Raw genomic sequence first — 14,696 nt, 5'->3', positions numbered from 1 at the left:
ATGCGCATCGCGGTCATCGGCTCGGGTATCGCGGGGCTGGCCAGTGCCTGGTGGCTGGATGGCCAGCACGACGTCACGCTGTTCGAGGCCAACGATTACCTCGGCGGCCACACCCATACCCACGACGTGCAGGTGGCGGGCCGAGGCATGGCGGTGGATACCGGTTTCATCGTCTTCAACCCCCAGCACTATCCCTTGCTGTCGGCGCTGTTCGACGAGTTGGGCGTGGCCTCGCAACCGACCACGATGAGTTTCTCCATGCACAGTGAGCGCAGCGGCGTGGAGTACAACGCCACCTCGCTGGATGGGCTGTTCTGCCAGCGCCGCAACCTGGTATCGCCGCGCTTCTGGGGCATGCTGGCCGACCTGCGCCGGTTCTATCGCGACGCGCCGTTGCTGCTGGCCGAAGAAGACGGCCCCACGCTCGGCGATTACCTGCGCAGCCAGCGCTATGGCGAGGCATTCATCGACGAGCACCTGCTGCCGATGGCCTCGGCGCTGTGGTCCTCGCCGACGGCCACCGTGCAGGCGTTCCCGGCGCGCTACCTGGCCCAGTTCATGGCCAACCACCAGATGCTGCAGATGACCGGGCGGCCAAGCTGGCGGGTGGTCAGCGGGGGATCGACGCGCTACGTGGATGCGCTGCGTCGCCGCTGGCGCGTGCATGAGCGGCTGCAATGCCCGGTCAGCAGGGTCGAGCGCATGCCCTGGGGTGCACGCGTGCACAGCAGCGCCGGCGTGGAGGCCTTCGACGAAGTGATCCTGGCCTGCCACAGCGACCAGGCACTGGCGTTGCTTGCCGACGCAGATACCGTCGAGCGTGAGGTCCTCGGCGCCATCCGCTATCAGTCCAACGAAGCGGTGCTGCATACCGATGCGTCGTTGCTGCCGCGCAACCGCAAGGCGTGGGCGGCCTGGAACGCGCACGTACCACAGGATCGCGCGGCGCCCTGCACGGTCAGCTACTGCATGAACCTGCTGCAGGGCCTGCCGGGCGACATCCCCCTGGTAGTGACCCTCAACCGCAGCGAGGCAATCGATCCGGCCAAGGTGCTGCGGACCCTGCATTACGCGCACCCGGTACACGACCACGCTGCAGTGCGCGCACAGCAGCGCTGGGCGGAACTGCAGGGCCGCCGCCACACATGGTTTGCTGGCGCCTATTGGGGCTGGGGATTCCACGAGGATGGCATCCGTAGTGCCCGCCACGTGGTCGATGCCCTGCAGGCCTGCGCTCCGCATCGGAACGTATCGGCCTCGGATGAGGTGGCGGCATGAGTGCCAGCGCGCTCTACATCGGGCAGGTGATGCATCGCCGGCATCATCCGCATCCGCATGCATTCCGTTACCGCATCGCGCAGCTGCTGCTCGACCTGGATGAACTCGACACGGTGTTCGCCGGGCGCTGGTTGTGGTCGGTCAATCGCCGCAACCTGGCCGAGTTCCGCCGCAGCGACTACTTCGGTGATCCCGCGCGGCCGCTGGCCGATGCGGTACGCGACCACGCTGCAGGCACGCTTGGCTACCGGCCAGCCGGTCCGGTGCGCCTGCTCACCCACCTCCGCTTCGCCGGGCATGTCTTCAACCCGGTCAGCTTCTACTACTGCTACCAGGCCGACGGCAGCACGCTGGACTGCATCGTGGCCGAGATCACCAATACCCCCTGGAAGGAACGGCACGCCTATGTGCTGCCGGTTGCCACGGCGCTCCACGAAGGGGCGTCATTGCGTTGGCAGTTCGACAAGCGCTTCCATGTCTCGCCGTTCATGCCGATGGATTGCCGCTACGACTGGCGCTTCAACCGACCGGACCAGGACCTGCGCGTGCACATGCAGGTATGGCGCGACGGGGTGCGCCAGTTTGATGCCACCCAGGCCATGCAGCGACATGCCTTGAACGGCCGTGGGCTGGCCCGGGTGCTGGCCTGCTATCCGCTGATGACCACCCAGGTGGTGGCCGCCATCCACTGGCATGCACTTCGGCTGTGGATGAAACGCAACCCCGTGTACGACCACCCTGCTCTTGCCGAGAAACCACGATGAACTCGATGACCCCTCTGGTCGCCCTGCCGCGCCCCGGCGCCCTGGATGCGCTCCTGCGCCGCCGCCTGCTGGCCCAGCTTGCCCCCATGCGCGACGGTCGCCTGTGCGTACGTGACGCATTGGGCGAGGTCTGGCTGGGCGATGCCCGTGGCGAACTGCATGTCACCGTCACCATCGATGACCCGGGGTTCTATCGCAAGGTTGCAGCGCAAGGCAGTGTGGGCGCAGGTGAAAGCTACATCCAGGGCGAATGGCACTGTGATGATCTGGTGGCACTGATCCGGCTGCTGGTACGCAATCGCGACCTGCTGGACGGCATGGAGCGTGGCCCGGCCCGCGTGGGTGGCTGGCTGCTGCGGGGCTGGAACCGCCTGCGCCGCAACAGCCGTGAGGGCAGCCGCCGCAACATCGCCGCGCACTATGACCTGGGCAACGATTTCTTTGCCCTGTTCCTGTCGCCGGACCTGATGTACTCGTCGGCGTTGTTCGCCCGTGAGTCCGAACCGCTGGAATCGGCCTCGCGGCGCAAGCTCGACCGCATCTGCCAGCAGCTGCAGCTCAAACCCGGCGACCGCGTGGTGGAAATCGGCACCGGCTGGGGTGGTTTCGCGGTCCATGCCGCCCGGCACTACGGCTGCCATGTCACGACCACCACCATCTCTGCGGAACAGCATGCGCTGGCCGCCCGGCGCGTACGGGAGGCGGGCCTGCAGGACCAGGTCACGCTGCTGATGCAGGACTACCGCGACCTGCAGGGCCAGTTCGACAAGCTGGTGTCGATCGAGATGATCGAAGCGATCGGCGCCGAATACCTGGACACCTACATGGCCACGCTGCAGCGCCTGCTCAAGCCTGATGGCGTTGCCCTGCTGCAGGCCATCACCATCGAGGACCACCGCTACGAACAGGCCCGGCGCAGCGTCGATTACATCAAGCGCTATGTGTTCCCGGGCAGCTTCATCCCATCGATCAACGCGATCATGGCCGCCAAGAGCCGATCCAGCGACCTGCAGCTGATCGCCCAGCAGGATTTCGGCCACTCCTACGCATTGACCCTTCGCGCCTGGCGCCAACGTTTCCTGGCCCAGCTGCCGGCAGTGCAGGCGCAGGGCTTTGACGCGCGCTTCTGCCGGCTGTGGGAATTCTACCTGGCCTATTGCGAGGGTGGCTTCCTGGAACGTTCGATCGGCGTCTCGCATCTGCTGCTGGCCCGTCCGGACCACCGGCCCATTTTCGCTGCGACCGACAGCCACTGACATGCATCGCTTCTGGGCCAATCTGCTCGGCAACCAGCTGGTCTGGCTGTGTGCCGTGGCCGGCGCGGGCCGCGGCTGGCAGTGGCCCGCGCTACTGGCCGCGTCGCTCTACGTCGGCAGCCAGCTGTTGACCTCACCGCGCCCCCGGCTGGATCTGCGGCTGTTGATGTTGGCACTGGCCTGCGCATGGCTGGTCGACGCCAGTGCCGCCGCCAGCGGCACGGTGCGCTACGCGGCGGCCCCACTGGATTGGGCGCCACCGCCGTGGATCATGGCGTTGTGGGCGGCGTTCGCGATGACGCTGACCACGTCGATGCGCTTCCTGCAGCACCACCCGGCCCTGCCGGCCCTGTTCGGCCTGCTGCTGGCACCGCTGGCCTATCTGTCTGCCGCACGCGGTTTCGACGCAGTGCGGTTCGCAGATCCCGTATGGCCAGGACTGCTGGTACTGGGCGCGGGCTGGAGCATTGCGCTTTCCCTGCTGTGCCGGACCGCCCGTCGCGGCATGCACATCCCGCAGCCGCCCTTCGCAGGAGCGTCGTCATGATCAATCTGATGTGGGTCCTGCTGTACGCCGTACTGGTGATGAGCTGGGGCTGGGCCTGGCAGCGCCGCAGCCACAACATCGGCGTGGTCGATGTGCTCTGGGCAAAGGGCGTGGGCGCCTCGGCGCTGTTGCTGGCGCTGCTCGGCGACGGTGCGGTGATGCCGCGGATCGCGCTGGGCGTGCTCGGCGGCCTGTGGGGCAGTCGACTCGCCCTGCACCTGTGGCACCGGGTCCGTCACGAAGAAGAGGACGGACGCTACCGCTACCTGCGCCAATACTGGCACGGCCACCAGGGCAAGATCTTCGGCTTCTTCATGGCGCAGGCGTTGCTGATCGTCCTGTTCGCCCTGCCCTTCGTGGCGGTGGCTGCCAATCCTCGGGCCGACCTGACCCTGTGGGTGGTGGCCGCAGCGCTGGTCTGGCTGCTGAGCGTCGGCGGCGAAAGCCTGGCCGACCGCCAGCTGGCGCGTTTCCGCGCCGACCCGGCGAACAGGGGCCGCACCTGCCGCGTCGGACTCTGGCGCTATTCCCGCCACCCCAACTACTTCTTCGAGTGGCTGCACTGGTTCACCTATGTCCTGCTCGCGGTCGGCTCGCCACTGTGGTGGCTGGCCTGGGCCGGCCCGCTGCTGATGTACGTGTTCCTGCGCTATCTGAGCGGCATTCCATTCACCGAGAAACAGGCGCTGCGCAGCCGCGGCGACGACTATCGCGCCTACCAGCGCAGTACACCGATGTTCTTTCCCTGGTTTCCCCGTTCTTCCAAGGAGCATTCCGCATGAGCGCGATCCCGTCACTGAACCCAGCCGAAGATGCGGAAACCGGGCTGATCGCCTGGGCCGAACGCGGGCTGGTCCCCGATGCGGCGCTGCGTGCGGGCATCCGCCGCTTGTGCGCGCAGCGCCTGCATGAGGAGAGCGAGGGTGGCATCGAAGGCCAATCGGCACGCTTCAGCCGGCGCATCGCCGAGCTGGCCGACAGCCCGCTCGCGTTGCATACCGACGCAGCCAACCGCCAACACTATGAAGTGCCGGCAGCCTTCTTCCAGGCCTGCCTGGGCAAGCGACTGAAGTACAGCAGCTGCTACTACCCCACCGGGCGCGAAACGCTGGACCAGGCGGAGGACGCCATGCTGGAACTGTACGGCCAGCGCGCCGGACTGGCCGATGGCCAGCAGATTCTTGAGCTGGGCTGCGGCTGGGGCTCATTGACCCTGTGGATGGCCGAACGCTACCCGCAGGCGCATATCACCGCCGTCTCCAACTCGCACAGCCAACGCCAGCACATCATGGCGCAGTGCCAGGCGCGCGGCCTGGACAACGTCAAGGTGCTGACCTGTGACGTCAACCAACTTGATCTGCCGACAGCCCGGTTCGACCGCTGTGTCTCGGTGGAGATGTTCGAGCACGTACGCAACTACGAGCGCCTGCTGGCAGGCATCGCACGGTGGCTGAAACCGGATGGCGCGTTGTTCGTGCACATCTTCGCCCATCGCACACTGATGTACCCGTTCGAGACAGACGGCCGCGACAACTGGATGGGCCGCCACTTCTTCACCGGCGGACTGATGCCGGCCGCCGACACGCTGCTGCATTTCCAGCGCGACCTGCGCCTGGATCAACGCTGGTTGCTGGACGGCACCCACTACCAGCGCACGGCCGACCACTGGCTGGCCAACCAGGATGCCGCCCGCGAGCAGGTGATGCCGGTGCTGATCGCCACCTACGGCCAGGCTGCAGCGAAGGTCTGGTGGCAGCGCTGGCGGATGTTCTGGATGGCATGTGCCGAACTGTTCGGCTACGACGACGGCCAGCAGTGGCTGGTCGCCCACTATCTGTTCCGACCCCGCTGAGGTGCCCCATGCGCATGTTCTCGCTGCTTCCGCTGATCGCAGTCGGCCTGTTCGGCTCAGGCTGCTCCTCCAGCGACACCCGGCCGCTTCCGCGTGCGCCGTCGGTGGATGTGCCACGCTTCATGGGCGACTGGTACGTGATCGCCCATATTCCGTCCTGGCCCGAACGCGATGCCTACGATGCGGTGGAAAGTTATGCCTTGAAGCCCGACGGGCGCATCCAGACCACCTTCACCTATCGCAAGGGCAGCTTCGATGCGCCGCAGAAGTCGATGCACCCCGTCGGCCGTGTCGAGAAGGAAGGCAATGGCGCGATCTGGGGCATGCAGTTCATCTGGCCGATCCAGGCCGAGTACGTGATCGCCTGGCGGGATGACGACTACCGCCAGACCATCGTGGCGCGCAGCAAGCGCGACTATGTCTGGTACATGGCGCGTACGCCGCAGGTGTCCGACGGCGACTACCAGAAAGCCGTGCAGCGCATCGCCGAAATGGGCTACGACATCCGCCGGCTGCGGCGCGTGCCGCAATCCATCCGGTAGTGCGTGGCAACAACGACCCGATTGCGCCCTGCGTCATGCATCACCCGGCAGAGGATGCCAGAATTCCCGGACAGACCTGAGCCGGGGATCAGCACGATGGGCAGCCACGCAGAAGCGACATGGAACGGGCTTGAAGTGCGGCAGATCCGTGCGAGCGACCTGGATGTGATCTGTGCCCACCGCGAAGCCATGTTCCGCGAGAGTGGGCGGACCGAGGAGGTCCTGCGGGCGATGGCGGCTCCTTTCCGTGCCTGGCTGGCGCCGCGCCTGGCCTCGGGCGAGTACTTCGGCCATGTTCTTGCAGACCAGGGCAGAACCATCGCCGGCATTGGCCTGATGCTGATCGACTGGCCACCCCACCCTGCCCATCCGGAACAGGGCTGCCGCGGCTACGTCCTCAACGTGTATGTGGAACCGGAGTACCGCCGCCGGGGCATCGCCCGGAAGCTGATGGTCCTGGCAGACCACGCCTTCGCCGAGCGTGGCGCCACCTACGCGGTCCTGCATGCCACCGCGCAAGGGAAGCCGCTGTACGCCGACCTTGGCTGGGCCGGAACCAGCGAGATGGCACGCAGCCTGCGCGACGAGGGGCGAACGCCCTGAAGTCGATCCCGGCCGGTGCGGATCGGTGGCATGCCGCACCGGAAGCTTCCCGATGACATCCACGCCAAGCGCCATCACGCTTGCGGAAACGGCTTGTTTCCGCCCTGGCAATCCATCCCGCCAATGGATAGCCCCGAATCGATGGATAAAGCGCATCGATTCTTAGGAATAATCGCAAAAATCAAGCAATTTCGATGTTCGCCGCGACAGCAGCGCCAGAATGGTCATCACGCCCCATGGGCGCCGATCACCTCCCTGCGCATGAATGGACCTCCTGCCCCGCGCCCGCTGCGACTGGCACTACTGGACGACCACGAAGTCGTCCGTCGCGGCACTGCCCTGCACCTCTCCCGCGACGCCCGCTTCCGTATCGTCGCCAGCCACGCCCGCAGCGACGAACTCATCGACAGCCTCCAGCAGATGCGGGTGGATGTCGCGATCATCGATCTGACCCTGGCCCGCGACGATCGCAGCGCGTCCGAGCTGACCCCGCTGCTGCGCGAGCACTTTCCTCGCGTCACCCTGCTCGCTTTTGCGACCCTTTCACCCTCGATCCACATCAACCAGCTCATCGCCACGGGTGTCAGCGGCGTGGTCAGCAAGGCCGAACCACTGCCGATGCTCGCGGACGCGATCGTGCGGGTATCGCAGGGCCTTCCGCGACTGCCACCCGACTGCACGCTGCCGGGAGACTGCGAAGAGCTCAGCCGCAACGAGCGCGAAGTACTGGAGCTCCTGCTGGCGGGCCTGACCGTTTCGGAAATCGCGCTCCGCCGCCATCGCAGCATCAAGACCGTCAGCACACAGAAGGTTGCGGCCCTGCGCAAGCTCAGGCTGCGCAACGATGCCGAGATCTACGCCATGCGGCAGCAGCTGGAATCACCGTGAAGATGCGCGATCGAATGCGTACATCCACCCTCCTGCTGTTGGCGCTCATCCTGCTTCCCGCCGCGTCGGCCGAGGATGCGTCATCACTTGAATGGGGGCCGGGGCGCGAAGTCCGGGTGGCGACCACGCCGTCGCTGCACCCGGTACCCGCTGCACTCGCTGGCGGCACGACGTTGCCAAGCCTGGCCCATGGCTACGCCAATCTGGTTGCACGGCGTTCGCAGCTGCAGTTCCAGGAGCACCAGCATCCCAGCACCGGCGCATCGGTGGCTGCCGTCTGCAGACGCGAAGCGGATCTGGTACTGGTGATTGGCAACCACCTGCAGCCACCCTGCCCCGGCCTGGTGGCATCCAGCACGTTCCGCGGTGGCAAGACGATGCTCGCCGGCCGCAGCGGCGAACGCCTGCCACGCGATATCACGGAACTGGACCACCAGGTCCTGGCCGTGCTCGAAGGGGGGCCGTATGCGGGATGGCTGGCCGCGCGCCATCCGCACGTCCGCCTGCTACACCTGGCCGATCGGCACGCCACGCTGGCAGCTGTTGAAAACGGCACCGCCGATCTGGCAATCGGCCTGGAAACGACCCTGCGGCCCCTGATCCGTCGGCATTTCGCCGGGCACTTGCACCTGCAGCCTTTCGACAGCGATTTCTCCACCGACCTGCACCTGCTTGCGCGCCACGAAGATCGCCAGCTGCTGGAGCGCATCGAGCGGGCATTGCACGACATTACGCTGGAGGAACATGCCGGCCTGTTGCAGCTATGGGCCCAACAGGCGGCCCCCGCCTCGCTGGAGCACGTCCTGGACTGGATGCGTCAGCTGCCCCCGCAGTGGCTGCCGGCCCTGGCTGCCGCATTGGCAGTCGCCCCGTTCCTGTGGCATGCCTGGCACAGGCGCCTGCGTGCTGAAGGCCGTGCCCGCGCCCGCGCGATTGGCATGTTGAGCCACGAGGTGCGCAATTCGGCCCAGGCAGTCCTTGCCTCGATCGACCTGCTCAGCCAGCCGTCGGCGCCCATGGGGCAGCGAGAAGCGCTGGCGGCTGCACATGCCGCGGGCTCCTCGCTGCGCAACCTGCTCAACCGCTCGCTGGAGTTCTCACGCCTGGCCAGCGGCACCTTCAAGCCGCACGTAGAACCTTGCGACATTGCACGACTCTGCCGCCAATCGCTGGATGCAATTCGTCCCCAGGCTCGGCAGCGCGGGCTGGCGCTTCGCTTCGACTGCCTCCCCGAGCCCTGCCCCATTGTCGCCATCGATCCGGAAGGACTGCGCCGGATCATCGACAACCTGCTGGGAAACGCACTCAAGTTCACCGACGTCGGCGGCATCGAGCTGCGCCTTCAACTGACGCCAGGCAACCACCCTCGTGAGCTCATGCTGGATGTGATCGACAGCGGAATCGGCATCACTGCAGAGCAACTCACCGTGCTGTTCCAGCCATTCCAGCAGGGCGAAGACGGCAAGGAGCGCGGAGGCAGCGGATTGGGACTGATGATCGCGCATGCGCTTGCCCGCGCAATGGGCGGCAACCTGTCAGTACACAGCGTCCCCGGGCGCGGCAGTCGCTTCACCCTGCGCCTGCCGGTACGCCCGGCCAAGGCCAAGGTCACGTCAGCCGCCACCGCCGGCGCGGGAACGCCGCTGGGCGGGCTTGAGCTGCTGCTGGTGGAGGACCATGCCCTCAATCGCCGGGTCATCAGCGAGCAGCTGCGCCGCCTGGGTGCCGATGTACACGCGTCTGGCGACGCCGCCAGCGCGCTTGCCGAGCAGGCCGTGAGACCGCGCAGCGTGATCCTGCTCGACATCGGGCTCGGGGACATGGATGGCTATGCGCTGGCCATGCAGTTGCGCAGGCAGGCGCGCGCCCCGCTGCGACTGATCGCGCTGTCGGCACGCCGTGATCGTCGGCATGTGGCGCGCTGCCGGAAAGCAGGGTTCGACGCCACCCTGACCAAGCCACTACAGCTTGAGTCACTGCTGCGGGCGCTGGAGCTGCCGGCGACCGGACAGGCCATCGCAACGGGCACAGCCGCAGGTGACCCCGACTACATCACGGACATCGGCCACGAGCTGCTGCGGATCGAACAGGCCATCGATGACGCCAGTGCCACTGACCTATGCCATCACGCGCATCGGCTTCAGGGGGCCCTGCAGATATACGGGGCTGCCGCAGAGGCGGACACGGCGGGCGACCTGTGGGAGCTGGGTCGCGACGCCACACCCGACTGGGCCGATGCGCGACGCCTGTTGCGCGTCCTTCAGCAATGGCATGGCTCCCGCGCTGCGGAAGCCATGCCCGGGGTCTGATCAGGCCGCCAGACGCTCGACCTGGCGACGGGTCAGGTCGTTGAAGCGACCCAGCGACATCAGATGCTGGTGGATCAGCGCCAGCCAACCACTGCGATGCCACTCGATCACAGTGGCTTCCGGCAGCGCGACGAACTTCTCGACGTCGACGACCTGGAAACCATTGAGGTTGAATTCACGGCCATCCGGGGTACGCACGGTGGCGTTGCGCTCGACCAGCAGGCCGTTGTCGATCAGGGCCTTGGAGAAGGCCTGGGTCTGTTCGTGCTCACGGGTGAACTGGCCACAGAACTCCAGCGCCTGCTGCACCATGTCGGTGGCCTTGCCATCGACGAACAGCGGCTGGCCTTCGTCACCGCCCTTGACCACGCGCGAGCTCTCTTCGTCGATGCCCAGCAGGAAATCATTGTCCGAGCCGGTGTCGATGAAGATGAAGGGGTGGCGACGCAGGTAGGCCGGGATATAGGCCTCGTCTTCCCACAGGCCATCCTTGATGAACAGGTTCTGGTCGGATACGCCAACGGCAGCCATCGGCACTGCGGTCGGGCCAGCGAAGAGGATCGGGAAGTGGTGCAGCGCCAGCGAGAACTCGCCGAGCACCAGCGGAATGGCGTTGTTGCCCGCGGCAAACTCGAGCCTGCCCGGCAGGATGCGCAGGTCGGCGTGCACATCGGCCTGCAGCGGCACCGGACGGGTGTAGAACAGGGGGGCGTTGCTCGGCGCCGCTTCGGTGGTGGTGTCGCTGGTGGTGGTCATCTTGGGAACCGTTCGATCATGCGCGCCTGCCATCCCGGGCGCGCCAGCGGGAACAACCTGAATCCCGCATTATCAACAAGCTCGATGACAACGGCCACCCCATCGTCGGCCTATTTCAGCTGCAGGGGGTAGCGCTGCCAGAGCACATGGACCAGGAAACCGGCCAGTTCGGTGTCACGCGCGCTGACCGCCGCGCGGATCTTGTCCAGCAGCACCATGTCCGAACAGGACCGCACATCCGCGTGGTTGGCCTGCCCTGCCCGGCGCGCGCGGTAGCGCGCGGCCCGTTGCGCGTCACTCATGGCGTACCCGAACTTGGGCGGACGGCCGCGCTTTCGCGGCAGGGTCAGCTCCAGGGTTCCGGGGTCTTTGTCATCACGCATGAGAAGGGTGCGGGCGGCGGCGAGCAACGGGGGGTGCGCAATTTATCGTGAGGCATCACTTTAATCCAGCCTTTTCTGCAGTTTTGTTGCGATGCAATGCAAAAAATCGCATCCCGAGGACCCCATCCACGCATGGCGTGGATCTACTGCAGAGCTCGCGACCCGATCGCCCTGTAGATCACGCCATGCGTGGATGCGCGCCCCCGAACACAAAAAGGGGAGCCCGCGAACGGGCTCCCCCCACGTTTCCTCATGCAGCGCGTACCGGCTCGTAGCCGTGCAGGTGCGCCTCGCTACTCGCCCGCCCCTGGCTGAGCGAACGCAGCGACGTGGTGTAACCCACCAGCTGCGCCAATGGCGCAAAACCACTGACCTCAGCGCGACCGTCCTGGTCCTCGATGCGGGCGATGCGACCGTGGCGCCGGTTGAGGTCGCCGACCACATCGCCCACCGACGCCGACGGCGAATGCACCGTCACCGCCATCACCGGTTCCAGCAGCTGCGTGCCACCTTCGGCCAGCGCGGCCTTGATCGCCTCGGCACCCGCGCGATGGAACGCCATCTCCGAAGAGTCCTTGGCATGGGTCTGGCCATCGACAAGACTGACCTCGATGCCGACCACCGGATGACCCTGCGGCCCTTCCGACAGCGCGGCACGTACACCCTTCTCGACCGCAGCGATGAAGCTGCGCGGCACCACGCCACCGACGATGCGGTCGTTGAACACCACCTGGTCGTCCTCACGCGGCGACACATCCAGCACCACGTGCGCGAACTGGCCCTGTCCACCGGTCTGCTTGACCAGTCGCCCGACGACGCCGGTCATCGCACGCAGCGGCGTCTCCTGGTAGGCCACGCGCGGCGCACCTACGCCCACGTCCACCTTCCACTCACTGCGCAGGCGCTCGACCATCACCTCCAGGTGCAGCTCACCCATGCCCCAGACCAGGGTTTCCGCCGTGTCGCGATCGGTTTCGACGCGGAACGACGGGTCTTCCTGGGCCAGGCTGGCCAGGCCCTGCGCCATCCGGATCAGGTCGGCCGCACGCGCCGGCTCCAGGCGCCACGCCAGCACCGGCGCCTGGGCCTGGATATTCTCCAGGCGCAGCGGCTGCGCACGGCCGCTCAGCGTTTCGCCACTGACCGCATCCTTCCAGCCCAGCACCGCGACAATGTCACCGGCCACGGCCTGCTCGATGTCGTGGGTCTGGTCGGCCTGCACCCGCACCAGCCGGCTGACGCGCCGACCCTGCGGATGCTGCGAACTGGCCACGGCGTCGCCCACCTTCAAGGTGCCCGAGTACAGCCGCACGAAGCTCAGCGCGCCGTGCTGCTGGTGGGTGATCTTGAACAGCAGGCCGGCCAGCGGCCCCTCCGGATCCGGCGGCAGCACCACCTCGCCCTCATCGCTTTCAGCGCTGACGGCAGGGCGATCCAGCGGCGACGGCAGGTAGTCGACCACCGCATCCAGCAGCGTCTCGATGCCCTTGTCCTTGAACGCAGCACCGGCCAGCACAGGCACGCCCGCACCCGCCAGCGTCGCCCGGCGGATCGCCGCGCGCAGCTGTTCGGCATCGATCACGCGACCTTCCAGCCAGGCATCGGCCAGTTGTTCATCGTGATCGGCCACGGCTTCGACCAGCGCATCGCGCTGAGCCTGCCACTGCGCGCGTGCCGCGTCGTCCCACGGGGTCACCGTGGTTACGGCGCCATCCTGCCAGTGCAGTACGCGTTCATCGACCAGGTCGACCCAGCCGTTGAAGCCGCTTTCGCTGCCCAGCGGCACGCCCAATGCCCACGGTCGCGCCTGCAGTTTGTCCTGCAGCTGCTCCAGCACGCGCTCGAACGAAGCGCCTACGCGGTCCATCTTGTTGACGAAGGCGATCAGCGGCACGCGATGGCGACGCGCCTGGCGCCATACCGTCTCGGACTGCGGCTGCACGCCGTCCACGGCCGAGAACACGGCCACGGCACCGTCGAGCACGCGCAGTGAACGTTCGACTTCGATGGCGAAGTCGATATGGCCGGGGGTGTCGATCAGGGTCAGCCGATGCGGCGGCAGATCACGTGGCGCCCACTGCGCCTGCACGGCGGCAGCGCCGATGGTGATGCCGCGTTCGCGCTCGATCGCCGAGAAATCGGTGGTTGCATTGCCGTCGTGCACTTCGCCGACGCGGTGGATCTCGCCGCTTTTCCACAGCAGGCGTTCGGTCAGCGTGGTCTTGCCGGCGTCGATGTGGGCAATGATGCCGAGGTTGCGACGGCGGGAAAGGACGTGGGTGTTCATAAAGAGGTTCCTGCAAAGCCAACTTCAGGGGCCGCACACCCCGGTTGGCGACAGGGTGCGCGGCTAGCGTTCGGTCTCGGCGATCTGGTGCATGGCACGTTCTCCTTCGCAGTACTGGGTAGAGTCGAGCAGGTAGCGTCGACTGGGTAGCGTCGACTGGGTAGAGTCGACTGTTAGTCGACTAACAAAAAACAAAAACGAAAAGAGCGCCCCGGAGGGCGCTCTGTCGAAGGTCCAGCGATGGCCGCTTCAACGGCCTCGTGGGGCTCCAGGCAGACACGCCCGTTCCGCGCTTGCGCGGGTCAGGGTGAAAAACTTCAGGAGCGGCATCCGGTTCATGGGGCGCATTCTAGACCTGCCAATCTGGCGCGCAAGTGAATATTGCACACATTAATAGAACGATGAAGCCGACCGACATCGGGGTCGGGTCCCTTTGCCCAAAGCAAAGGGCTCTGACCCCTGCCATGCCCTACTTGCAGTCGTGCAGCTTGCGCGCCTCACCCACGGTCGCCGCCTGGTCGTCGCCCATCGAGATCCACCCCTTCAGCGACGTCGCCGGGTCCATGTGTGGCAGCCGTGCGCCACCGTGGACAACCACTTCGGTCCAGCTGCCCACCGGCGCCAGTTCCGACAGGCGTGCCGCCTGATCGTCCTCGGTACTGAACATGTCGTCCGGGCCCGCCGGAGGCGTGGTATTCACGGTTTCCGTCTTGCGGGTCCGGACCCGAAGTGCACCGTCCGGCAGCCGCTGGGTGATCACCTCGTATCGCTCAACACCATACGCCCAGCTGCTTTCGCCAACGCTGCGGGTCTCGCTGCCGTCATCGGCCACGGTCACCACCTCGCCTGCCGGCCCGATGACGCCCGCGACAGCCCCCAGGCCTGACATCAGCGCCTGGTAGACGATCATCTGCCGCTGTTCGGAGGTCAACGCACCGGCCTTGAGCTTGGTCGCAGGAATCTTCAGGTACGCCGTCTCCCTGCACAGCACCAGCACCTGCTGGTCGTCCCAGCTCACCGACATTTCCTCGTTGGCGAAGTACTGCGTCTTCATCGACGTCACAGCGGCACCGTCGCTACTGGAATGCCGGGTCTCGATCAGCGAGGCGTTCTCGGCCGCGTCGGTCAGCGAAACCTGAGCGGTCGACGCCGCATTGGCAGCGCAAGCGGAAGCAATCATTGCGGCGAGCAGCACGCTGCAGGTAACGGTGCGGAACATGGCATCAGTCCA

The 14,696-nt window shown here is 66.4% G+C and carries 14 protein-coding genes; 10 read left to right on the top strand and 4 right to left on the bottom strand.

From position 1 onward, the window contains the following. Genes AC5P9L_RS11070 through AC5P9L_RS11025 form a run of 10 tightly spaced genes read left to right on the top strand, consistent with a single transcriptional unit; the run spans position 1 to position 10,039 of the window. Positions 1-1,278 (top strand): NAD(P)/FAD-dependent oxidoreductase, encoded by a 1,278-nt coding sequence (locus AC5P9L_RS11070; RefSeq protein ID WP_099473155.1) that lies wholly within the window; start codon positions 1-3, stop codon positions 1,276-1,278. Continuing rightward, positions 1,275-2,042: a DUF1365 domain-containing protein gene (locus tag AC5P9L_RS11065; RefSeq protein ID WP_099473153.1), complete on the top strand. Its 768-nt coding sequence runs from the start codon at positions 1,275-1,277 to the stop codon at positions 2,040-2,042. The genes AC5P9L_RS11070 and AC5P9L_RS11065 overlap by 4 nt, the downstream gene beginning before the upstream one ends. Continuing rightward, positions 2,039-3,298 carry a class I SAM-dependent methyltransferase gene (locus AC5P9L_RS11060; protein WP_279915492.1) on the top strand — a complete coding sequence of 420 codons (1,260 nt, stop codon included), beginning with the start codon at positions 2,039-2,041 and terminating at the stop codon, positions 3,296-3,298. The genes AC5P9L_RS11065 and AC5P9L_RS11060 overlap by 4 nt, the downstream gene beginning before the upstream one ends. Before the next feature lies 1 nt (position 3,299). After that, a complete protein-coding gene (locus AC5P9L_RS11055; protein ID WP_227415848.1) occupies positions 3,300-3,845 on the top strand; it encodes a DUF2878 domain-containing protein in 546 nt (181 codons plus the stop codon). Then, the gene (locus AC5P9L_RS11050; protein ID WP_043033542.1) at positions 3,842-4,627 is read left to right on the top strand and encodes a DUF1295 domain-containing protein; all 786 of its coding nucleotides are present in this window, start codon (positions 3,842-3,844) and stop codon (positions 4,625-4,627) included. The genes AC5P9L_RS11055 and AC5P9L_RS11050 overlap by 4 nt, the downstream gene beginning before the upstream one ends. Continuing rightward, positions 4,624-5,697: an SAM-dependent methyltransferase gene (locus AC5P9L_RS11045; protein WP_495230616.1), complete on the top strand. Its 1,074-nt coding sequence runs from the start codon at positions 4,624-4,626 to the stop codon at positions 5,695-5,697. Before AC5P9L_RS11050 ends, AC5P9L_RS11045 begins: the two co-directional genes overlap by 4 nt. Positions 5,698-5,705: 8 nt before the next feature. Further along, positions 5,706-6,239 (top strand): lipocalin family protein, encoded by a 534-nt coding sequence (locus AC5P9L_RS11040; RefSeq protein ID WP_049397265.1) that lies wholly within the window; start codon positions 5,706-5,708, stop codon positions 6,237-6,239. Between the two features lie 54 nt (positions 6,240-6,293). Beyond that, complete coding sequence (locus AC5P9L_RS11035; protein WP_224481980.1) at positions 6,294-6,842, top strand: GNAT family N-acetyltransferase; 549 nt, start codon at positions 6,294-6,296, stop codon at positions 6,840-6,842. A gap of 30 nt (positions 6,843-6,872) precedes the next feature. Then, positions 6,873-7,730, top strand: a complete 858-nt coding sequence (locus AC5P9L_RS11030) for a response regulator transcription factor (RefSeq protein WP_227415849.1) — start codon at positions 6,873-6,875, stop codon at positions 7,728-7,730. Positions 7,731-7,732: 2 nt separating this feature from the next. After that, the gene (locus tag AC5P9L_RS11025) at positions 7,733-10,039 is read left to right on the top strand and encodes an ATP-binding protein (protein WP_100443336.1); all 2,307 of its coding nucleotides are present in this window, start codon (positions 7,733-7,735) and stop codon (positions 10,037-10,039) included. On the opposite strand, the gene AC5P9L_RS11020 is transcribed toward AC5P9L_RS11025, so the two are convergent. From AC5P9L_RS11020 to AC5P9L_RS11005, 4 genes are all read right to left on the bottom strand, one after another. Then, positions 10,040-10,795 (bottom strand): SapC family protein, encoded by a 756-nt coding sequence (locus AC5P9L_RS11020; protein WP_005409617.1) that lies wholly within the window; start codon positions 10,793-10,795, stop codon positions 10,040-10,042. It lies immediately after the preceding gene. Between the two features lie 110 nt (positions 10,796-10,905). Further along, positions 10,906-11,178, bottom strand: coding sequence for a hypothetical protein (locus AC5P9L_RS11015; protein WP_005409616.1), 273 nt, complete (start codon positions 11,176-11,178; stop codon positions 10,906-10,908). 250 nt (positions 11,179-11,428) lie between these two features. Beyond that, on the bottom strand, positions 11,429-13,465 hold the full coding sequence (gene fusA / locus AC5P9L_RS11010; protein ID WP_062607001.1) for an elongation factor G: 2,037 nt from the start codon (positions 13,463-13,465) through the stop codon (positions 11,429-11,431). 469 nt (positions 13,466-13,934) lie between these two features. Further along, positions 13,935-14,684, bottom strand: a complete 750-nt coding sequence (locus AC5P9L_RS11005; protein WP_043033550.1) for a hypothetical protein — start codon at positions 14,682-14,684, stop codon at positions 13,935-13,937. Positions 14,685-14,696: the final 12 nt, after the last annotated feature.

The sequence above is a fragment of the Stenotrophomonas sp. YJH_SMC_64 genome, from assembly GCF_059371375.1.
Note: the sequence above shows the minus strand (reverse complement) of the source record. Positions and strands in the feature narration are given on the sequence as shown.